The following is a 20,736-nucleotide window of genomic DNA, read 5'->3' on the forward strand; positions in this document are numbered from 1 at the left end:
TGTCGGCTTTCGACGTTTACGGCCCCGGCACGTTGCCGGCCGCGAACGCTCCAGAACAACGCGAAAGGAAATGCCATGAGCCACGATACTTACGAGCTCAAGGCCGAAGCGCGCGAACAGGTCGGTAAGGGGTCCGCCCGTGCAGTTCGCCGCAACGGTAAAGTGCCTGCAGTGATTTACGGCGACAAGCAGCCTCCCCTGGCGATTGCGCTGACCTACAAGGACATCTACTACAAGATCCATGGCGGCGGGTTTCTGACCACGGTCGCCACGATCGATGTCGACGGCAACAAGATCCAGGTTCTGCCCAAGGACTTCCAGCTCGACCCGGTCAAGGATTTCCCGGTCCATGTCGATTTCCTGCGCATCGGCAAGGACACCGAAGTCAATGTCGATGTGCCCGTGCACTTCATCAATGAAGACAAGTCACCCGGCATCAAGCGCGGCGGCGTGCTCAACATCGTGCGCCACGAGGTCGAGTTCCACTGCCCGGCCAATGCGATCCCGGATTTCATCACCATCGATCTCACCGGCACGGATATCGGCGATTCGATCCACATTTCGGCCGTCACCTTGCCGGCCGGCGTCAAGCCGGTGATCTCCGACCGCGACTTCACCATCGCGACCATTGCCGGCTCCTCGGCGATGAAGCCGGAGGCTGCGGAAGAGACGACTGAAGTGGCTGCGCCCGAAGCGGCTCCTGCCGCCGAAGAGAAGTAACCCCGTTCCCGCCCGGAGGCGACGATGCTTGTCTTTGCAGGCCTCGGCAATCCGGGCGCGAAATATGCCAACAACCGGCACAATGTCGGCTTCATGGCGGCGGACGCGATCGCCCGCCGCCATTCCTTTTCGCCCTGGTCGAAGAAATTCCAGGGCCTGATCGCCGAAGGCACGCTTGCGGGCGAAAAGGTGATCCTGATCAAGCCGCAGACCTTCATGAACCTGTCCGGCCAGTCGATCGGCGAAGCCTTGCGCTTCTACAAGCTCGGCCCTTCGGCACTGACTGCCTTCTATGACGAGATCGACCTTGCCGCCGGCAAGGTGCGGGTCAAGGTCGGTGGCGGTTCCGGCGGCCACAACGGTATCCGCTCGCTCGACCAGCACGTCGGCAAGGATTTTCGCCGTGTGCGCATCGGCGTCGGCCACCCCGGGGTCAAGGAAATGGTGCATGGCCATGTGCTCGGCGATTTCGCCAAGGCCGACCGCGAGTGGCTGGAGGTGCTGCTCGACGCTATCGCCGACGATGCCGGATTGCTTGCCAAGGGCGACGACAATTCCTTCATGAACCGCGTGACGCTGGCCTTGCGCGACAAGCTTACGCCGACCGGCGACGACGACCGCCCGCCACCCAAGGCGCCCAAGGCGCCAAAGGCACAAAGCCACGTCCGCCAGGCACGGCCACAGCAGCCGGCGGCCAAGCTGCCCGAAACCGGCCCGATGGCGGCTATGCTGAAGAAGCTTTTTGGCGGCAAGGACTGAGCCATGGATCTGGATGACGTTCAGGAATTGGTCCGTCTCATCAGACAGAAGTATGTTGATTATTTCGTCGCCGCTGCCGGCGAACTTGCTCGCAACAGCCAAGGGTCGCATGCAACCGAGATCAAGTTTTCGAATGTCGATTCGTTCTATCGAAATCTCATCGCGGTTGATTTCGTCGGCAATGACGGACAGCCAAATCCACAATTCATCAATAGCGAAACCTATGTGAAATTCTCTCCGGATATTCACGCCGGGATTGGTGGAATGGATGTCCTCGTCTCACCGTTCAAATGGGACGAGGTTCATTTAAAATTCCCCGTAAATGAGCTCGATGGCGATCTCTTCGACGAATGGTTTCGCGGCTGGTTCGATATCGATGGCGAGCGTGAAACATCGGAGACCGTCGGAAACATCATTCACAGTGTGCAATTGCTCGACGGGCAACTGACGATCGATTTCGGAACCGCAGATGTCGACGCGTTCTGGCATCTTCTGCAAATACTGAGCAGGTCCGGCGTTCGCGCGTTGGCGATAGGCACCGATGACATCGCGCAGCGTCTGAATTGAATTGCTCCTTGACGATCATCGGCGCTTTCGCCCATAGCCCTGATCAAATTTCGATTTCCCGATAGGACCAGACAAAAATGGGTTTCAAATGCGGCATCGTCGGCTTGCCCAATGTCGGCAAGTCGACGCTCTTCAATGCGCTGACCAGGACGGCGGCGGCGCAGGCCGCCAATTATCCGTTCTGCACCATCGAACCGAACACCGGCGAGGTGGCGGTGCCCGACCCGCGCCTGCAGAAGATCGCCGCGATCGGCAAGTCGAAGGAGATCATCCCGACCCGCATCTCGTTCGTCGACATTGCCGGCCTGGTGCGTGGCGCCTCGAAAGGCGAAGGGCTTGGCAACCAGTTCCTCGCCAACATCCGTGAGGTCGACGCCATCGTCCATGTGCTGCGCTGCTTCGAGGATGACGACATCACCCATGTCGAGGGCCGCATCGATCCTGTCGCCGATGCCGAGACCGTCGAGACCGAATTGATGCTTGCCGACCTCGACAGCCTCGAGCGCCGCATCGTGCAGATCCGCAAGCGTGCCGCCGGCAAGGACAAGGAAGCAGCGACCGTACTTCCGATGATGGAAGCGGCGCTTGAACTGCTGCAGGCCGGCAATCCCGCCCGCATCCTGCTCAATGGCATCTCGGCTGAGGACCTGCGCATCCTGCAGGGGCTGAATCTCTTGACCTCACACCCGGTGCTTTACGTCTGCAACGTCGCGGAAGCCGATGCCGCCACCGGCAACGCGCATACCAGGGCGGTCGAGAAGATGGCCGCCGCGCAAGGTGCCCGCACCGTCGTGATTTCCGCGGCGATCGAGGCCGAGGTCGCCCAGCTCTCGGACGACGAGGAAATGGAATTCCTGGCAACGCTCGGTCTGGACGAACCCGGCCTGAACAAGGTCATCCGCGCCGGCTACGAGTTGCTCCAGCTCATCACCTACTTTACCGTCGGGCCGAAGGAGACACGCGCCTGGACCGTGCACAAGGGTGCCAAGGCGCCGCAAGCGGCAGGCGTCATCCACACCGATTTCGAGCGCGGCTTCATCCGCGCCCAGACCATCGCTTATGACGACTTCGTCAGGCTGGGCGGCGAAGTGGCGGCCAAGGAGGCCGGCAAGGCGCGCGACGAAGGCAAGGAGTATGTCGTCCAGGACGGCGACATCATGCTGTTCAAGTTCAACACCTGACCGGCGAGGGAGCCCAATGGTCACCATTGCCGTCGCTCGATGACAAACTTCAAAGCAGGGTGTCGCAGTGCCTCTTGCGCTGCTTGACGGGCCGTCGTGCGGGGTCTAAGGGGCCTCTGCACCGGCCTCGCGCCTCGCCTGCCCGTGTCCGTGCGATCTGACTGACGCGCCCCCTCCAAACGAACGCTCTTTGGCAACAGCAAGGGAGACCCGGCGATGATCAAGGCCTTCGTCGTCGACAATGATCGCCTGCGCCTGGTCGACGATCTCCTGCAAAACAGCGACACTGTCGTCTGGGTCGACCTCTTCAACCCGACAAAGGAAGAAGAGACGACAATTGAGACCTGGCTCGGCATCGCCGTTCCGACCCGCGAAGAGATGGAAGAGATCGAGATCTCGAGCCGTCTCTACGTCGAGGATGGCGCCTACTTCATGACCGCCATTCTGCCTGCGCAGACCGAGGTGGACGATCCGTTGATGTCGCCGGTTACCTTCGTGCTCGCCGGCAGCAGGCTGATCACCGTGCGGTACCACGAACCGAAGGCGTTTAAGACCTTTCCGCTACGCGCCGAGAAGGTGGCGACCGGTTGCACCAGCGGCGACACCATCCTGATCGGACTACTGGAGGCGATCGTCGACCGCCTCGCCGACATTCTGGAGCGCGCCGGCCGCGACGTCGAGGCGATCTCGCGCGACATCTTCCAGGCACGCTCGACCAAGGTTTCCAAGCGCAACCGCGACTTCCAGGAGCTGTTGAAAGGCATTGGCCGCAAGGAGGACCTCGCCTCCTCGATCCGCGACAGCCTGATCTCGCTGCAGCGCCTTGCCGGGTTTCTCGCCCATGCCTCCACGCAAACCAAGATGAGCAAGGATACCCGCGCCCGCATCAAGACCTTGTCGCGCGACGTGCTGTCACTCGCCGACCACGCCACGTTCCTGTCGCAGAAGATCAGCTTCCTGCTCGACGCGACGCTCGGCATGATCTCGATCGAGCAGAACGCCATCATCAAGATCTTCTCCGTCGCCGCTGTCATCTTCCTGCCGCCGACGCTTGTCGCTTCGATCTACGGCATGAATTTCGATATCATTCCCGAGCTCAAATGGCACTTTGGCTATCCCTTCGCCATCGGCATGATGGTGCTTTCGGCAATCCTGCCCTTCTGGTATTTCCGCCGCCGCGGCTGGCTATAGGGTCATCAATACCTCCGCTGCGGCTTGGGCGCAGCGGGCTGGCGCAGTAGAAATTGCTTGACCAAATGCCGCCCTGCCTGCATCCGGGACCCCGACCCGTAGCGATTGTACAATCCTGAACCGGATTTCCAGACCATGACCGCAAAGACCTGGGCTTATGAGGATTTCGTCGAGGGCGCTTCGCTCGACCTCGGCACCAAGCTGGTAAGCGCCGCCGAAATCATAGAATTCGCCGGCGAGTTCGATGCCCAGCCGATGCATCTCGACGAGGCCGCGGGTAAGGCCAGCATCCTCGGCGGGCTGGCGGCTTCGGGCTGGCACACCTGCGCCATGTTCATGCGCATGCTGTGCGATGCCTTCCTGCTCGACTCTACTTCCCAGGGCGCGCCGGGCGTCGACCAGGTCAAATGGAAACGGCCGGTCCTGGCCGGCGACCTGTTGAGCGGCAGCACCACCGTCCTTGCCAAGCGCCTGTCCAGATCGAAGCCCCGGCTTGGCCTGGTGACCATGCGCAGCGAGTTGTTCAACCAGCGCGGCGAAGGTGTTTTCGAGCTCGAAAACACCGTCATGTTCCTCACCCGCGAGGGCAGTGCGTGAGCCTCGACGAATTCTTCTGTATCGGTATCACCGTCACGCTCGGTTCGCATCGATTCGAACCGGAGGCGATCAAGGCGTTCGCCCGCAAATACGACCCGCAGATATTCCATGTCGACGAAGAGGCGGCGAGGAACAGCATATTCGGCGGGCTCTGCGCCTCGGGCTGGCACACCGCCGCCACCTGGATGAAATTGAACCTCGAGGCTGGCATGGAGGCAGAGGTCGCCCGCTGGCCCGGCCCCGGGCCGGTGCCGGAATTCGGCCCCTCGCCCGGCTTCAACAACCTCAAATGGCCCAAACCTGTCTATGCCGGGGAAACCGTGACTTTCACCCGCACCGCGCTGGCCCATCGCCCCATTGCCTCGCGACCGGGCTGGCGGCTGCTGACGCTCCGCTCAGAGGCCTTCGATTCGACCGGCGACAAGGTCATCGAATTCGAAAGTGCCGTGCTGGTGAAGGTGGAGTGAGCGGAGTTCTTCCCTTCTGCCACGGGGGAGAAGGAAGAAACGCTCAATGCCCCTCAAACCCGATCAGCGTCCTCACCGGCACGCCGAGCGCCTCTAACCTCTCGCGGCCGCCAAGGTCCGGCAGGTCGATGACGAAGCAGGCGGCGAGGATGTCGGCGCCGATCTGCCGCAATAGCTTGACGGCAGCCTCGGCCGTGCCGCCGGTGGCGATCAAATCGTCGACGAGGATTACCTTCTCGCCTGGAGAAACACCGTCCTTGTGCATCTCCATCTCGTCCAGCCCGTATTCCAGGCTGTAGGCGACGCGCACTGTCTCGTAAGGCAGCTTGCCCTTCTTGCGGATCGGCACGAAGCCGGCCGAGAGCTGGTGGGCAATGGCGCCGCCGAGGATGAAGCCGCGCGCCTCGATGCCGGCGATCTTGTCGATCTTCAGGCCGGCATAGGGATGCACCAGTTCGTCAATGGCGCGGCGGAAGGCCCGCGCATTGCCGAGCAGCGTGGTGATATCGCGAAACAGGATGCCCGGCTTGGGATAATCCGGAATGGTGCGGATCGCCGCAAGCAGCGTCTCTTCGAGCGAGGATTTCATCAAGCGGCTCTCCGGGCCATTCAGATTCGGCTGAAGACGTGAAAGGAATTGGCCAATCGTAACCCGGCGCAGCTAAGTCCGGCTACCGCCATGTGACGCCTGACGGAAAATTGTCCGGCAAAGGGCCTTGCTCAGCGTCGGCTGTGCCTGCAATGAAAAGGGCGCCTTTCGACGCCCTTGCATTCTCGTATGTCGCAGCGTTCAGTGCGCCACGCCAGCCCACACCTTGCGCTTGGTCAGGTAGACCAGGGCGCCGAACAGCAGCAGGAAGACCAGTACGCGAAAGCCGGTCTTCTTGCGGTCCTCGAGGTGTGGCTCGGCCGCCCACATCAGGAAGGCCGACACGTCCCGCGAATATTGATCGACGGTCTGCGGCGCGCCGTCATCGTAGGTCACCTGGCCGTCGGAGAGCGGCTTCGGCATCTTCAGCGACACGCCGGACAGGAAGTACGGATTGTAGTGCGTGCCTTCCGGTATGACCATACCCGCCGGCGGCTGTTGGTCGTAGCCCGTCAGCAGCGAGTGGATGTAGTCGGGGCCGCCCTGGGCATATTGCGTAAAGATGTCGAAGACGAAGCGCGGGAAGCCGCGCTCGATGCCGCGCGCCTTGGCCAGCAGCGACATGTCGGGCGGTGCTGCGCCGCCATTTGCCGCCGCCGCCGCTTCCGCATTGGGGAATGGCGCCGGGAAATGGTCGGACGGCTTGCCGGGACGATCGAACATGTCGCCGGCATCGTTCGGTCCGTCATGGATCGTATATTCGGCCGCCAGAGTCTTGATCTGCGCATCCGAATAGCCAAGGCCCTCCAGTGTACGGAACGCCACCAAATTCATCGAATGGCAGGCCGAGCAGACTTCCTTATAGACCTTCAGCCCGCGCTGCAGCTGCGCCTTGTCATAGGTGCCGAACGGCCCGGCGAAGCTCCAATCCATTTCCTTCGGTTCGTGTATCGGGAAATGCGTCGGCGCCGCCTCATTGTGCGCCTCTTCCTGGGCGTTGGCTCCAGTGCCCGCGACCCCAATGCCCGCGGCAACAAGGCCAAGCAGCGCCAGCGAGGTGAGAATCTTCTTCATGCCAAATCCCCTTGAGATTCTCTGACGCGCTGTCACCGTCTCGAGCATGACCTTGTCCGAGTACCGGTTTCCACTTTTCGGAATCATGCTCAGCCCTTGGTTTCCGGCGCGGCCGTGGCGCCGGCAGGATGTCCACCGCCGCCCTTGTTCTTCTCGAGCACCGCCTCGGTGATCGAATTCGGCAGGCGCCGCGGCTTTTCGATCAGCCCGAGCACCGGCAGCGCTACCAGGAAGAAGGCGAAGTAGAACAGCGTCGCCATCTGCGCCATGAACACATAGCTGCCCTCGGCCGGCTGCGAGCCCAGCCAGCCCAGCAGGATGGAGTCGGCTACGAACAGCCAGAAGAAGAGCTTATACCAGGGCCGGTAGACCGCCGAGCGCACTTTTGAGGTGTCGAGCCACGGCACCAGGAACAGCATGACGATCGCCCCGAAAAGGCAGAGCACGCCGCCAAGTTTGGAGTTGATCGGCCCGATATTGAAGGTGATGGCGCGCAGGATCGCGTAGAACGGCAGGAAGTACCATTCCGGGACGATGTGGGCCGGCGTCTTCAGCGGGTTGGCGACGGTGTAATTGTCCGGATGGCCGAGATAGTTCGGCAGGTAGAAGACGAAATAGGCGAAGACGAACAGGAACACGATCATGCCGAACCCGTCCTTGATGGTCGCGTAAGGCGTGAAGGCGAGCGTGTCGGTCTTCGATTTGACCTCGATGCCGGTCGGATTGTTCTGGCCGACGACATGAAGCGCCCAGATGTGCAGCACGACGACGCCGGCGATCATGAACGGCAAAAGGTAATGCAGCGCAAAGAAACGATTCAGCGTCGGATTGTCGACGGCGAAGCCGCCGAGGAGAAGCTGCTGGATCCAGTCACCAACCAGCGGTATGGCGGTGAAGAAGCCGGTGATGACGGTAGCGCCCCAGAACGACATCTGTCCCCAGGGCAGCACATAGCCCATGAACCCGGTCGCCATCATCAGCAGGTAGATGATGCAGCCGAGGATCCACAGCAGCTCGCGCGGCGCCTTGTAGGAGCCGTAGTAGAGTCCACGGAAAATATGGATGTAGACGGCGATGAAGAAGAACGACGCGCCGTTCGAATGCATGTAGCGCAGCAGCCAGCCCGAATTCACGTCGCGCATGATCTTCTCGACCGAATCGAAGGCGAGAGTGCTGTCGGCCGCATAGTGCATGGCCAGCACGATACCCGTCAGGATCTGCGCCGCCAGCATGAGCGCAAGGATGCCGCCGAAGGTCCAGGCATAGTTTAGATTGCGCGGCACCGGATAGGCGATGAAGCTGTCATAGACCAGCCGCGGCAGCGGCATGCGCGAATCGAACCAGCGTCCGATGCCGGTCTTTGGCGTATAGGTCGAGTGTCCCTCGCTCATGGAAATATCCCTTGCCTCAGCCGATACGGATCTTGGTGTCGGAAATGAACTGGAACACCGGTACCGCCATGTTCTCCGGCGCCGGCCCCTTCCGGATGCGGCCGGCAGTATCGTATACGGAACCGTGGCATGGGCAGAACCAGCCGCCGAAATCGCCTTCCTGGCCGAGCGGGATGCAGCCGAGATGGGTGCAGACCTGGACCATCACCATCCAGGCTTCCTTGCCCGGCGTGGTTCGGTTGGCGTCGGTTGCCGGCGCGTCGGCCGGCAGGTTGGCGTTGCGGGCGATTGGATCCTTGAGCTCGGCGAGATTGACCGCCTCGCCGTCCTTCATCTCTTTTTCGGTGCGGTTGCGCACGACCACCGGCCTGCCGCGCCACTTCACGACGAGCGACATTCCCGGCGTCAGCGAAGAGACGTCGACCTCGACCGAGGCGAGGGCCAGCGTCGAGGCATCCGGGCGCATCTGGTCGATGAACGGCCAGGCAACGGCGCCCGCGCCGACCACTGCGGCCATGCCGGTGGCGATGTAGAGAAAATCACGACGGTTGGGATCCTGGGTGTCGGTTGCGCTCACGGGTGCCTGATCCTTTCGCCTCTACCGTGCCGGCGGCCGAGCCTTGTTCCCCGCTCAATCGCGCCGGCCCGACAGCGCATGGCGAACAGGCTAGCGAATTCCTCCGGCATTTGGGACTTGGGTTTATGCGTGAAGCCTGTTTTTGTCCAGACGGGTGAAGGCACAAGGGCAGATTGTCGCGGGGACGCAATTCGCACGGCGGAACGATTGGAAAACAGCAGCAAAACCAAATGGCTGCGTTCGCCTCGACAGCTGGCGCTGGCCCGGTTTATCCTCGGCCTATGGCGCATGTCATAGACCGCGACAAATGGGCCGAAGCGCCCGACCGCTGGCCCGACCACTGGCAGGGCGAGCTGCAAGGCGGAGCTTACGGCTCCCGCAGCTGCCTGATCTTCAACTACCTGCCCGAGATCGGCGGCGGCCCCAGGCTGCACAGCCATCCCTATTGCGAGATTTTTATCATCCGGACCGGGACCGGTTTGTTCACCCTCGGCGACCGGCAGATCGAGGCCACAGCCGGCCAGATACTGATCGTACCGCCGAACACGCCGCACAAATTCACCAATCTCGGGCCTGGCCCGCTGGAAACCACCGACATACACGAGAACGGCAGCTTCATCACCGAGTGGCTGGAATAACGCCTCCCAAACCAATTCCGGTTCGGATCATGGGCTGGCGCCGAGCCTGGCCAGCACGGCCTTGGGAATGTTGTATTCCCGGATCACCGCGTCGTGCTTGCGCAGGCCGCAGAGTTCGCGCTGGATGAAATACCCGTGCACCGCTTCGGCTGCATCCCTGAGCAGCCGGGCACGGTCGACGCCGTTGCCATTCTCGCGCAGCTTCGCCAGCATTTCCTCGACACGCCGGCCGGCGCGGCCGAGCGCGGCCGCCTTCTCGCCGAGGATTTCATGGCCAAGCAGGTCCAACGCGCTCTCCTGCGCGCCGGACCGTCCGAAATTCGATGGCATTCTCACCGCCATGGTCTACTCCGGTTTTTAGAAACTACTCCGCTGGCCGGGTCTCGGCCAGCGCGCTCTCCTCGTTGAACAGGAAGCCGCCGGACTGCCGCTTCCACAGCCTGGCATAGAGCCCGTCGAGCCCGACCAGCTCGTCATGCGTGCCTTGCTCGACGATGCGGCCCTCGTCGAGCACCACCAGCCGGTCGAGTGCCGCAATGGTCGACAGCCGATGCGCGATGGCGATGACCGTCTTGCCTTCCATCAGTCTTGCCAGATTTTCCTGGATCGCCGCCTCGATGTCGGAATCGAGCGCCGAGGTCGCCTCATCGAGCACCAGGATCGGTGCGTCCTTGAGGAAGACGCGGGCGATCGCCACGCGCTGGCGCTGGCCGCCGGAGAGCTTGACGCCGCGCTCGCCGACATAGGCCTCATAGCCAATACGATCGCGATTGTCGCGCAGACCGAGGATGAACTCGTGCGCCTCGGCCTTCTCCGCTGCCGCGACCACCTCGGCGTCGGTCGCTTCCGGCATGCCGAGCTTGATGTTGTCGCGCAGCGAGCGGTGGAAAAGTGCCGTATCCTGGCTAACAACGCCGATATTGGCGCGCAGCGAGTTCTGCGTGACCCTGGCAACGTCCTGCCCGTCAATGGTGATCTTGCCGCTCTCGAGATCGTAGAGGCGCAGGATCAGATTGACCAAGGTCGTCTTGCCGGCGCCGGACGGTCCGACCAGCCCGACCTTTTCGCCCGGCCGCACCACCAAGTCGATGCCGTTGAGCACGCCGAACCCCTTGCCGTAGTGGAACTCGACGTTGCTTACGTCGATGCGGCCGCCGCCGATGACAAGCTCTTTCGCGTCCGGTGCATCGGTCAGGCCGAGCGGCTGCGAGATCAGCGCCTTGGAGTTTTCCAGCACGCCGAGGTTCCGCAATATGCTGTTGAGCTGCATCATCAGCCGACCGAGCAGCATGTTCAGCCGCAACACCAACGACAGCGTGAAGGCCACGGCGCCGACGGTGATCGTGCCCTCGACCCAGAGATAGACGGCAAAGCAGGCGATCGCGGTGATCATGATCCCCGACAGCATCGTCAGCGCCATGCGCACGCCGGTCAGCCGGCGGGTGAACGGGCGCAGCGCGTCGAGATAGATGTCGAAGCCGTTCCTGATATAGCGGTCGTCGCCATCGGCGGAGAACAGTTTCAGCGTCTGCACGTTCGAATAGGAATCGACGATGCGGCCGGTGATCATCGAGCCGGCTTCGGCGGTGGCTTCGGCATGCTTGCGGATCGCCGGCACATAGCGTCTGGCCAGCAGGCCGAAGGCGGTAATCCAGATCACCACCAGCACCGCCAGCCGGAGGTCGAGCCCGGCGACCAGCGCCAGCGTCGTCACCGTATAGACGACCATGAACCAGACGACCTCGATGAAGCTTTCCATCAGATCGCCGGTCGCCTGTCCCGCCTGCCAGACCTTGGTCGCGATACGTCCGGCAAAGTCGTTCTGGAAGAAGGCGTAGGATTGGCGCGAGACATGGCGATGCGCCTGCCAGCGCACCAGATTGTAGAAACCCGGCGTGATCGTCTGCTCGTCAACCAGCGCCGACAGGCCGACGACGATGGTGCGGATGACCAGCACCACGGCAATCATGAAGACAAGTTCCGGGCCGGCGGCAGTCCACAGCGCGTGCCAGCTGCGTTCGCCAGGAAGCTGGTCGAGGATGTCGACCAGCCGCCCGACGAAATAGAACAATCCGGCTTCGACCAGCGGCGCGATGCCGCCGATCACCAGCATGGCGAAGAAGGCGATCTTCGCCTGCCCGACATAGTGCCAGAGGAAACCCCTGACGCCGGCAGGTGGCCGAAGGTCCGCGGGCTCCCGGAATGGATAGACCCAGTTCTCGAACCAGCGGTAGATGGCAGTCATCATTCGGCGGCTTCACCCTTGGCGAGTGCATCGTTGGCGGCTGCATCGTTGGCAGAGGGGCCGTCGTCGAGCAGGAAGCCGCCCGACTGGCGCTGCCAAAGCTGGGCGTAGAGCCCGCCTTTGGCAACGAGTTCCTCATGCGAACCTTCCTCGATGACGCGGCCTTTGTCCATGACGACGAGGCGGTCCATGGCTGCGATCGTCGACAGCCGGTGGGCAATGGCGATGACGGTCTTGCCTTGCATGAGCTTGTAGAGGTTCTCCTGGATGGCCGCCTCGGCCTCGGAATCGAGCGCGGACGTCGCCTCGTCGAGAATGAGGATCGGCGCGTCCTTCAGCATGACGCGGGCAATGGCAATGCGTTGCCGCTGGCCGCCGGACAATTTGACGCCGCGATCGCCGACATGCGCGTCGAAACCCTTGCGGCCGCTCGAATCCGACAACCCGGCAATGAAATCCAGCGCCTCGGCGCGCCGCGCCGCCTCGATCAGCATCTCGTTGCTGGCGTCCGGCCGGCCATAGAGGATATTCTCGCGTACCGAGCGATGCAGCAGCGAGGTGTCCTGCGTGACCATGCCGATCTGGGCGCGCAGCGAGTCCTGCGCCACCGCCGCGATGTCCTGGCCGTCGATCAGGATCTTGCCGCTTTCGAGGTCGTAGAAGCGCAACAGAAGATTGACCAGCGTCGACTTGCCGGCACCCGAACGGCCGACGATGCCGACCTTCTCGCCCGGCTTCATCGTCAGCGACAGGCTTTCGATCACGCCCTTCTGCTTGCCGTAGTGGAAGCGGATGTCCTCAAAACGGATCTCCCCCTTGGTCACGGCAATATCCTTGGCGCCAGGCCGGTCTTCGACGAGGCGCGGCAGCGAGATCGAGGCGATGCCGTCCTGCACCGTGCCGATATTCTCGAACAGCGTGGACATCTCCCACATGATCCATTGCGACATGCCCCAGAGCCGAAGCACGAGGCCGATGACCAGGGCGACCGCGCCGATCGTCACGGCTTGGCCGAGCCACAGCCATAGCGAGATTGCGGTGACCGAAAACAACAGCAGCGAATTCAGGACGTAGAGCAGGCCGTAGAGCTGCGTAACCAACCGCATCGATCGGTAAACCGTGTCGAGAAAGCCGGCCATACCGTCCTTGGCGAAGGATGCCTCGCGCCGCGCATGCGAGAACAGCTTGACCGTCTGGATGTTGGAGTAGCTGTCGACGACCCGGCCGGTCATGGTTGAGCGCGCATTGGCCTGCTCCTCGCCGACCTTGCCCAGCCGCGGGATGAAATAGCGCAACAGCAGGACATAGCCGGCAAGCCAGGCGGCAAGCGGCGCAGCCAGCCGCCAGTCTGCCGAGCCGACGATGAACAGCATGCCAAGAAAATAGACGACGATATAATTGAGGACGTCGATGAGCTTGATGACGCATTCGCGCACCGCGAGCGCCGTCTGCATCAGCTTGGTCGCGATGCGTCCGGCGAACTCGTCCTGATAGAAGCTCATCGACTGCTTGAGCAGATAGCGATGCACCTGCCAGCGGATGCGCATCGGATAGTTGCCCATCAGCGTCTGCTGGTTGAGCAGCGAATGGAACCAGACCGTCGCCGGCAGCGCGAAAACCACGATGAAGGCCATGCCGGCCAGCTTCAAGCCTTCGGTCTGCAGGAACGTCTCGCGATTCTGTCCGGACAGCCAGTCGACGATCCGGCCCATGAAGCCGAACATCCATACCTCGGCAAGGGCGATGGCCGTCACCAGTACCGCATCGAGAGCGATGTAGGGCCACGCGCCGCGCGTATAATGCACGCAGAAGGCGATCAGTGTCCTTGGCGGCTCGACCGGCTCCTTGGCAGGGAACGGATCGAGCCTTTTTTCAAACCAGCTAAACATAGTGATGCTCACAATATTAGTTCCGCTCACGCGGCACGGGAACGGACGAGGTGCCCAGACCGCATGGCGTCAAGGACCGGCGATACGGAATCGTCCGCCTCGCCGGTCCTGCTTCGCGCTATATAGGTTGTCGCGGGCCTTTCGCCGACAGTCTCGTTTGACGATGCTGACGACGTTTTGACGATCCGGATTTTCGCGTCGGTTTTTGCACCAGGCCGGATCACCCTGATGATCCGGCGCACCAGCGACGGCCGGCTATGGTCCGGAACGGCGCGCGAGAAATCGACGTCCGGCAGCATGCCGCGATGCGGGCGCTGGCGGGTCTCGGCGTGAACCGCTGACGAGTAGGTCTCGCCGATCAAAAGCGCCCAGGTCGCAGTCTTGCGCTCGTGCAGGCTTCTTGAGCCGGGTATTCTACAGGGATCGAACATCGGTCCGTCCTCCAGTTGAAGATGCAGATAGAAGGGTGAACCAACCCAGGCCGCGGGCACGCGCAGCGCGGCAAAGGTCACATCGGTCGAAGTGTGTTCAGGTGGGGCGTTCAGCCCCTTCCACAGCTTGAAAAACATCGCAGGATTCCTTCAAAGGCCGAAAAAGGTTTCGGCGGGAATCGGTGCGATTGAAGTCTAGAAAGTCAGGAGAATCGTCGTGCCGAATCCGCCGTCGGGCTGGTAAGCCCACGAGAGGGGTGGTGGATGTGCATGGCCATCATGAATTACCCCTCCATCGGTTCGGGTTGACAATGCTGGCCGTATAACCGACTTCGCAGAAAATGACCACCCGCCAGTCCAGGAATTTCCAAAACCGCGAGAGCTCTGTGGCTGATCTGCCACTTATTAGAAAGACGCGGAAATGAACGACCGTCTCCGCATCGCGCTCTACCAGCCGGATATCGCCGGCAATACCGGGACAATCCTGCGCTTCGCCGCTTGCCTCGGTCTCGGCGTCGACATCGTCGAACCGGCGGGCTTCCCGCTCAGTGACCGGGCGCTGAAACGGGCCGGAATGGACTACCTCGAAATGGCGGCGCTCACCCGGCATGTCGACTGGCACGCCTTCGAGGACTGGCGCAAACTTGGCAAGCGGCGGCTGGTGCTGCTGTCGACCAAAGCCGCTGTCGCCTACACGGATTTCGTCTTCGCCACCGATGACATTCTCCTGTTCGGCCGCGAATCCGCAGGCGTGCCGGATGCCGTCCACGAGGCGGCGGATGCGCGACTGATCATCCCGATGCAGCTCGGCGCGCGCAGCATCAACGTCGCGCTTTCCGTTGCGATGGTGGCGGCCGAGGCGATCCGGCAGCTCCGCTAGGATGTGTACGTGATCGCCGGCCGCAGCGACCAAGGCGTCGTCCTCGCGCAACACTGCGTCCTCTCCGGTCATTCTCATCCAGACGCACATCGCCTTCTCCTGCCGTTTGCATCTTCGAGGCTTCTTCGCTAGAAGCTCAACTTAACTTGAGGTCAAGCGGAAAATCGGAGATGGCTGCGGCAACCGAATTAACAGTCGGCCAGGTGGCGACGCGCAGCGGCGTGGCGGTGTCGGCGCTGCATTTCTACGAAGCACGCGGGCTGATCCGCAGCCACCGCACATCAGGCAACCAACGGCGTTACGGCCGCGACGTGCTGCGACGTGTGGCGATCATCAAGGTAGCGCAGGAGGTCGGCATTTCGCTGGCCGAGATCAGCGCCGCACTTCGATCATTGCCCGAAGGCCGAACGCCGACGCGCGAGGATTGGAACCTGCTTTCGACGGCTTGGCGCGACGAGCTCGACCAGAAGATTGCCCAGCTCAAGAAGCTGCGCGATGGGCTGACCGACTGCATCGGCTGCGGCTGCATGTCGATCGACAAATGCCCGCTGAGGAACAAGGGCGACCGGCTGAGCACCCGGGGGCCGGGAGCGAGACGTTTGCTGATCGAGCGTTAATCCGCCGCCGGCAGCCGCCTGATGGTGAATTCGATGACGTCGCCCGGCCGCTCGAACCAGCTCTCGATCTCGGTCCAATAGGCCTGCTTGGGAAAGCGCTCGAACCATTCCTTCGCCTTGAGACGAGCGTCGGAGCGCGGCAGCACGAAGGTCTCGCGCAGAAATCCGTCGCGCGGCATGCGCGCGTTCTCGGCGCGTGAACGGTCGAGCCTCTTCTTCAGGCCATCCAGCGGCGGTCTTGCCGGGGTGCGCACGAAAGACCTCCATTCACACTTGACCCTTGCACCTAAGAGATTAGGGATCGCGGCCGGAAAAGACGAGTCATTTGTCGGGGTACGCCCCGCAACCGGAGACAGGATTTGCAACGACCCGAGATACCGGCGGGGCTGCCAGCCGACATCGAACAGAAGAAGATGAAGGCACGGCTGTGGTTCGAGACGTTGCGCGAGCGCATCTGCGCCAGCTTCGAGCAGATCGAGCAGGACCTGCACGGGCCGCAGGCCAGCTGGTCGCCCGGTCGCTTCGAAAAGACGCCGTGGCAACGCGATGCCGGCAAGGGCGGCGGCGGCATCATGTCGATGATGCACGGCCGCGTCTTCGAGAAGGTCGGCGTCCACACCTCGACCGTCCATGGCGAGTTCTCGCCCGAATTCAGGAAGCAGATGCCGGGCGCCGAAGAGGACCCGTCCTTCTGGGCGAGCGGCATTTCGCTGATCGCCCATCCGTGGAACCCCAACGTGCCGGCCGTGCATATGAACACGCGCATGGTCGTCACCTCGCGCCAGTGGTTCGGGGGCGGCGCCGACCTGACACCGGTGCTCGACCGCCGCCGCAGCCAGGACGACCCCGACACGATCGCCTTCCACAGGGCGATGCAATTTGCCTGCGAGAAGAACGCGGCGATCGCCGACTACGCGAAATTCAAGGCTTGGTGCGACGAGTACTTCTACCTGCCGCACCGCGACGAGCCACGCGGTACCGGCGGTATCTTCTTCGACTGGCTGCATTCGGGCGAGGACAAAGGCGGCTGGGACGCCGATTTCAACTTCGTCCAGGACGTCGGGCGATCTTTTCTCGTCGTCTACGGACATCTGGTGCGCGCCAACTTCAATGATAACTGGACCGATGGCGACCGTGACGAGCAGCTCATCCGTCGCGGCCGCTATGTCGAATTCAACTTGCTTCACGATCGCGGCACCATCTTCGGGCTGAAGACCGGCGGCAATGTCGCGTCGATCCTGTCCAGCCTGCCGCCTGAGGTGAAATGGCCGTAAAATCTCGGTGAGCACAACGTGAGCCGCAATCGGGTCTAAATCCCCAGAATTTGACGGCAAATGTGGCGCAAGGCGCGCCAGAAAATATCTTTTTCGTCTAATATTCTATTGAAAAGATTGGGCTATTTGTCGCGTCGGGCCGGGAAACGCCGGCGGTTCTTTACTCCCGAGCGCCGCGACCCGACGTGACCGGACGGCCCATGATTGAATGGGGCACCTTTCCCAAGCGGGTGCCCGCATTTTCCAGGAGAGCATGCCATGCGCAAGCTTATTATGACCGCAGCCGCCGCTGCCGTTCTCGCCTCTGGTACTGCCGCATTCGCTGCGGTCAAGCACACCACCGGCACGATCAAAAGCTTTGATGGAACGGCGATGAGCCTAGTTCTGGATAATGGAGCCACCTTTACGTTGCCCCAGACCTTCAAGGATCCTGGCCTGAAGGTCGGCGAAAAGGTCCGCGTCACGTGGGATATGAGCGGCAAGGACAAAATTGCTGAGGCAGTCAAGATCGTGAAGTGATGTCCTGCCTGCTGGAGTAAGACAAGGTCTTGCCTCCGGGGGTAGCGTAAGAGGGCGGAGCAGCGATGCTCCGCCTTTTCGCAATCCGTACCCTTGAGCACTGCGTGTCGGCTTGGACGCGCGGCGCTCTAAGGCAACCAAAACCGTTCGATCGTGTTATGCTAAGCTGGCCAGCGTGTAACCTGGATACCGGACCCGGTTTCCGGATGCTGCGCAAGATCAAAGGTCTGGAGCTTCCGTGTCAGTGCGCTGCGCGGCGCTCCAAGGAGGAGATGAGGAGAAGCCGATGAAGGAATTCCATTGCGGGTCGCTCGTACCTGGCTGCGAGTGGCACACACGCGCCGAGGAGGAGGCTGAGGTCATGCGCCGTGCCGTCGAGCATCTGCGCGAGACGCACGGCGAGACGGTGATCCGCGAGACGATGATCGAGGCGATCCGCTCGCGCATCGAAAAGGCCCGCGACGCAGCGTGACGGTTAGGATTCGAGTGCCTCTGCGGCGCGCTTGAGCAGCGCGCCGCGATCAAGCGCAAAACCGGACTCGACCCATTCCTTTTCAAGATTCTTCAACGTTGCACCAAGCTTCGGCCCCGGTGATGCGCCAAGTGTCGTCAGATCGGCGCCCTTGACCGGAAAAACAGGGTTTTGCCATTTTGCGGCGAAGGCAAGCAGGCGCGAGAAGCCGCCGGCTTCGAGCAGTGCGTCATTGTCTTCGACCGCGCGGGCTCGAGCGGAAGCGAGCAACAGCCGCAACCGATCGACAAAGCCTTGGCGGTCGCCAAAATAGAGCCTTTTCGCCAACTCTACTTCGGTCGTTTTCGGATCGACGGCAGCCGTGATCGCCCAATGCCGCAGGCGGCTTGCCTCGCTCACGGAAAGCCTCAATCTCTCGGCAAGCGTTTTCATGCGCGCGGCATCCGGCGGCACGATGGCTTCCAGCCTGAGCAGCGGGTCCGGCGCCCAGGCCAGGTCCTTCTCGGTCTTGGTCAGCCCGTGGATGGCATCGATGCCCCATTTCTCGCTTTCCGGCAAAACGGCGGTCAGAACGCCGGCCTGGCGCATCCACAGCAGCGCCCGCGACGGATCTGGCGCCGACAGCAATTTCTTCAATTCCCACCAGACGCGCTCGACCGAGAGCTGGTCGAGCCCCTGCTTCAGCCTGGCGCAAGCCTTCAATCCTTCGGCATCCGGCCTGCCGTCGCCATACCAGGCGAAGAACCGGAAGAAGCGCAGGATGCGCAGATAATCCTCGCGGATGCGCGCTTCCGGATCGCCGATGAAGCGCAGCCGCCGCGCTTCGATATCGGCGATCCCGCCGACCAGATCGACGATCGTTCCATCGGCTTCGGCATAGAGTGCATTGATGGTGAAATCGCGCCGCTCAGCGTCGGCTTTCCAGTCGCGGCCGAACGACACTTTGGCGCGCCGGCCGTCGGTTTCGATGTCCGCACGAAGCGTGGTGATCTCATAGGCCTTGCCATGGGCGACCGCGGTGACGGTACCATGCTCGATGCCGGTTGGCACCGTCTTGAAACCCGCCGCCTCAGCGCGCCGGATGGTTTCCTCGGGCACCGTCGTGGTGGCGATGTCGATGTCGGCGACCGGCTGGCCGATGAGCGCGTTGCGCACGGCACCGCCGGCGACGCGTGCCTCCTCGCCGCTGTCGGTGAGCGCGGCGAGCAGGCGCTGCAGGTGGCTTTCGCCGAGCCAGCCGGCCTTGCCAGCAATCGACACCGGATTGCTCACGAATAGAGCCTTTCATAAAGCGTTCGGATGATACCCGCGGTGACGCCCCAGATGCGCTGGCCGCCATAGGGCATCTCGTAATAGAACCATTCGAGGTCATTCCACATGCGACTGTCTCTGGTGTGGTTGGCGGGGTCCATCAGAAAGCCCAGCGGCACTTCGAAGACGGCATCGACCTCGTCGGAATTCAGCGTCAGGCTGAAACCGGGCCGCACAATCCCGAGCACCGGGGCGATGCGATAGCCGCTGCCGGAGACGTAGTCCGGCAGACGGCCGATGATCTCGATGTAATCCCTATCGAGACCGATCTCCTCGAATGTCTCGCGCAATGCCGCCGCTTCCGGGCTCGCATCGGTTGGATCGATGGTTCCGCCGGGGAAAGCCACCTGCCCCGAATGGTTGCGCAGCTTTTCCGCCCGCCTGGTCAAAAGGACCGTGGCTTCATGGCCATGATCGACCACCGGGATCAGCACGGCGGCGTCGCGCAGCGCCTTGGCCAGCTTCAGCCTGGCATGGCCCGGATTGAAGCGGTGGTCGCCAAAATCGTCGCCGGCATGCGCCAGTGGCTGCGCCGCGACGCGCTGGCGAAACTCGGCAGCGGAAAACGGCAACGGCGTCACCTGATCCATCATAGACGGTCCATCATGCGCTCAGCCGTTTCAGTTTCTCAGCCGGCATGATTGGATAGACCTCGCCTTTGGAACGGACGGCAAACATCGTCTTGCCGCCGATGTCGATCTCTTCGCCGTGCTCGACCAGCTCGTACATCACCGGCCGCGCCACCAGCGCCTCCAGCCGCCCGCGCACCAGCACGTAGGGCTTCAGGCCACCTGTCTCATCCTCATCGACGAAGCGCAGCGGATGCTCCGCCCCAGCCTCGACCACATCGCCGACATTGGTGCGAAAGGTGATGATTTGTCCGTCGCCGGCGCCGGACACGTCCATCTCGACGGCAATGAAGGGCGCGTCGGCGACGCGGATCCCGACCTTTTCTACCGGCGTTACCAGGTAGGTCCTACCGTCCTCGTCCTTGCGCAGCACCGAGGAAAAAAGCTGCACCAGCGGCATCCGGCCGATCGGCGTTCCCAGATAGAACCAGGTGCCGTCCTGCTTGATTTCCATGTCGAGATCGCCGCAAAATGCCGGATTCCAGCGTTCCACCGGCGCCTGCCCCTTGCCGGCGCGCGTCGCGCGCGAGACCAGCGCCTCCAGCCCGCGCGCCTCGGTCGCGGCCGTCAGGCTCTCTTCACGATGGTCGGCGGCTTCTGTCATGGTCACGAAATAGTCACTGTTGTTCCGCTTGTCAGCCTAAGTCTGTGATTTAAGTTCATTGCAGGCGCCATGCGAGGCCGAATCGCGGCATTCTGCGGCACCCAAGGTGCCAAG

General features: G+C 62.3%; 25 protein-coding genes. 13 read left to right on the plus strand and 12 right to left on the minus strand.

Annotated elements, in window-relative coordinates:
• Positions 1–75: 75 nt before the first annotated feature.
• The 7 genes from NKI95_RS00540 to NKI95_RS00570 all read left to right on the plus strand — a co-directional run bounded on the left by NKI95_RS00540 (position 76) and on the right by NKI95_RS00570 (position 5,482).
• Positions 76–720, plus strand: coding sequence for a 50S ribosomal protein L25/general stress protein Ctc (locus NKI95_RS00540; RefSeq protein WP_352713155.1), 645 nt, complete (start codon positions 76–78; stop codon positions 718–720).
• Between the two features lie 24 nt (positions 721–744).
• Positions 745–1,479, plus strand: a complete 735-nt coding sequence (gene pth / locus NKI95_RS00545; protein WP_352713157.1) for an aminoacyl-tRNA hydrolase — start codon at positions 745–747, stop codon at positions 1,477–1,479.
• A gap of 3 nt (positions 1,480–1,482) precedes the next feature.
• Positions 1,483–2,046: a hypothetical protein gene (locus tag NKI95_RS00550; RefSeq protein ID WP_352713159.1), complete on the plus strand. Its 564-nt coding sequence runs from the start codon at positions 1,483–1,485 to the stop codon at positions 2,044–2,046.
• A gap of 77 nt (positions 2,047–2,123) precedes the next feature.
• Positions 2,124–3,227, plus strand: coding sequence for a redox-regulated ATPase YchF (gene ychF, locus NKI95_RS00555; protein WP_352713162.1), 1,104 nt, complete (start codon positions 2,124–2,126; stop codon positions 3,225–3,227).
• A 216-nt stretch (positions 3,228–3,443) separates the two neighbouring features.
• Complete coding sequence (corA, locus tag NKI95_RS00560; RefSeq protein ID WP_352713165.1) at positions 3,444–4,418, plus strand: magnesium/cobalt transporter CorA; 975 nt, start codon at positions 3,444–3,446, stop codon at positions 4,416–4,418.
• Positions 4,419–4,553: 135 nt separating this feature from the next.
• On the plus strand, positions 4,554–5,015 hold the full coding sequence (locus NKI95_RS00565) for a MaoC family dehydratase (protein ID WP_352466830.1): 462 nt from the start codon (positions 4,554–4,556) through the stop codon (positions 5,013–5,015).
• Positions 5,012–5,482 (plus strand): MaoC family dehydratase, encoded by a 471-nt coding sequence (locus tag NKI95_RS00570; RefSeq protein WP_352713167.1) that lies wholly within the window; start codon positions 5,012–5,014, stop codon positions 5,480–5,482. Before NKI95_RS00565 ends, NKI95_RS00570 begins: the two co-directional genes overlap by 4 nt.
• Before the next feature lie 43 nt (positions 5,483–5,525).
• Here NKI95_RS00570 and NKI95_RS00575 read toward each other — a convergent pair whose 3' ends face one another.
• The 4 genes from NKI95_RS00575 to petA all read right to left on the minus strand — a co-directional run bounded on the left by NKI95_RS00575 (position 5,526) and on the right by petA (position 9,113).
• Entirely contained in the window at positions 5,526–6,071 is a 546-nt protein-coding gene (locus NKI95_RS00575) for an adenine phosphoribosyltransferase (protein WP_254819181.1), read from the minus strand.
• A 201-nt stretch (positions 6,072–6,272) separates the two neighbouring features.
• Positions 6,273–7,145 (minus strand): cytochrome c1, encoded by an 873-nt coding sequence (locus NKI95_RS00580; RefSeq protein ID WP_292662132.1) that lies wholly within the window; start codon positions 7,143–7,145, stop codon positions 6,273–6,275.
• An 89-nt stretch (positions 7,146–7,234) separates the two neighbouring features.
• Entirely contained in the window at positions 7,235–8,536 is a 1,302-nt protein-coding gene (locus NKI95_RS00585) for a cytochrome b (protein ID WP_352488993.1), read from the minus strand.
• A gap of 16 nt (positions 8,537–8,552) precedes the next feature.
• A complete protein-coding gene (petA, locus tag NKI95_RS00590) occupies positions 8,553–9,113 on the minus strand; it encodes a ubiquinol-cytochrome c reductase iron-sulfur subunit (protein WP_292662137.1) in 561 nt (186 codons plus the stop codon).
• A 281-nt stretch (positions 9,114–9,394) separates the two neighbouring features.
• On the opposite strand from petA, the gene NKI95_RS00595 reads away from it, so the two are divergent.
• Positions 9,395–9,751: a cupin domain-containing protein gene (locus tag NKI95_RS00595; protein WP_352714558.1), complete on the plus strand. Its 357-nt coding sequence runs from the start codon at positions 9,395–9,397 to the stop codon at positions 9,749–9,751.
• A 27-nt stretch (positions 9,752–9,778) separates the two neighbouring features.
• On the opposite strand, the gene NKI95_RS00600 is transcribed toward NKI95_RS00595, so the two are convergent.
• The 4 genes from NKI95_RS00600 to NKI95_RS00615 are packed head-to-tail and all read right to left on the minus strand — an operon-like array spanning position 9,779 to position 14,454.
• Positions 9,779–10,093 (minus strand): DUF6665 family protein, encoded by a 315-nt coding sequence (locus tag NKI95_RS00600; RefSeq protein ID WP_352713170.1) that lies wholly within the window; start codon positions 10,091–10,093, stop codon positions 9,779–9,781.
• Between the two features lie 22 nt (positions 10,094–10,115).
• The gene (locus NKI95_RS00605) at positions 10,116–11,999 is read right to left on the minus strand and encodes an ABC transporter ATP-binding protein (protein ID WP_352713173.1); all 1,884 of its coding nucleotides are present in this window, start codon (positions 11,997–11,999) and stop codon (positions 10,116–10,118) included.
• On the minus strand, positions 11,996–13,885 hold the full coding sequence (locus NKI95_RS00610) for an ABC transporter ATP-binding protein (protein ID WP_352713176.1): 1,890 nt from the start codon (positions 13,883–13,885) through the stop codon (positions 11,996–11,998). The genes NKI95_RS00605 and NKI95_RS00610 overlap by 4 nt, the downstream gene beginning before the upstream one ends.
• Before the next feature lie 26 nt (positions 13,886–13,911).
• Positions 13,912–14,454, minus strand: a complete 543-nt coding sequence (locus NKI95_RS00615; protein ID WP_352713179.1) for a hypothetical protein — start codon at positions 14,452–14,454, stop codon at positions 13,912–13,914.
• Between the two features lie 283 nt (positions 14,455–14,737).
• Here NKI95_RS00615 and NKI95_RS00620 point away from each other — a divergent pair, with 283 nt between their 5' ends.
• Both NKI95_RS00620 and soxR read left to right on the plus strand, forming a co-directional pair.
• Positions 14,738–15,196, plus strand: coding sequence for a tRNA (cytidine(34)-2'-O)-methyltransferase (locus tag NKI95_RS00620; protein ID WP_352713182.1), 459 nt, complete (start codon positions 14,738–14,740; stop codon positions 15,194–15,196).
• Positions 15,197–15,366: 170 nt separating this feature from the next.
• On the plus strand, positions 15,367–15,813 hold the full coding sequence (gene soxR, locus NKI95_RS00625) for a redox-sensitive transcriptional activator SoxR (protein WP_352713185.1): 447 nt from the start codon (positions 15,367–15,369) through the stop codon (positions 15,811–15,813).
• Here soxR and NKI95_RS00630 read toward each other — a convergent pair.
• Positions 15,810–16,067, minus strand: coding sequence for a hypothetical protein (locus NKI95_RS00630; protein ID WP_023679487.1), 258 nt, complete (start codon positions 16,065–16,067; stop codon positions 15,810–15,812). The genes soxR and NKI95_RS00630 overlap by 4 nt on opposite strands.
• Positions 16,068–16,172: 105 nt before the next feature.
• Here NKI95_RS00630 and hemF point away from each other — a divergent pair, with 105 nt between their 5' ends.
• The 3 genes from hemF (at position 16,173) to NKI95_RS00645 (ending at position 18,078) form a co-directional block, all read left to right on the plus strand.
• Entirely contained in the window at positions 16,173–17,087 is a 915-nt protein-coding gene (gene hemF / locus NKI95_RS00635; protein WP_352713188.1) for an oxygen-dependent coproporphyrinogen oxidase, read from the plus strand.
• Positions 17,088–17,345: 258 nt separating this feature from the next.
• Positions 17,346–17,606: a DUF1344 domain-containing protein gene (locus tag NKI95_RS00640; protein ID WP_023679489.1), complete on the plus strand. Its 261-nt coding sequence runs from the start codon at positions 17,346–17,348 to the stop codon at positions 17,604–17,606.
• Positions 17,607–17,892: 286 nt separating this feature from the next.
• Complete coding sequence (locus NKI95_RS00645) at positions 17,893–18,078, plus strand: DUF1059 domain-containing protein (protein WP_292662162.1); 186 nt, start codon at positions 17,893–17,895, stop codon at positions 18,076–18,078.
• 3 nt (positions 18,079–18,081) lie between these two features.
• On the opposite strand, the gene NKI95_RS00650 is transcribed toward NKI95_RS00645, so the two are convergent.
• The 3 genes from NKI95_RS00650 to NKI95_RS00660 are packed head-to-tail and all read right to left on the minus strand — an operon-like array spanning position 18,082 to position 20,622.
• A complete protein-coding gene (locus NKI95_RS00650; protein ID WP_352713190.1) occupies positions 18,082–19,350 on the minus strand; it encodes a CCA tRNA nucleotidyltransferase in 1,269 nt (422 codons plus the stop codon).
• Positions 19,347–19,979 carry a CoA pyrophosphatase gene (locus tag NKI95_RS00655; RefSeq protein ID WP_352713193.1) on the minus strand — a complete coding sequence of 211 codons (633 nt, stop codon included), beginning with the start codon at positions 19,977–19,979 and terminating at the stop codon, positions 19,347–19,349. Before NKI95_RS00655 ends, NKI95_RS00650 begins: the two co-directional genes overlap by 4 nt.
• 13 nt (positions 19,980–19,992) lie before the next feature.
• Positions 19,993–20,622: a DUF1285 domain-containing protein gene (locus NKI95_RS00660; RefSeq protein ID WP_352714559.1), complete on the minus strand. Its 630-nt coding sequence runs from the start codon at positions 20,620–20,622 to the stop codon at positions 19,993–19,995.
• Positions 20,623–20,736 lie beyond the last annotated feature (114 nt).

Source organism: Mesorhizobium sp. M0306, assembly GCF_040321655.1.
Taxonomy (GTDB): domain Bacteria; phylum Pseudomonadota; class Alphaproteobacteria; order Rhizobiales; family Rhizobiaceae; genus Mesorhizobium.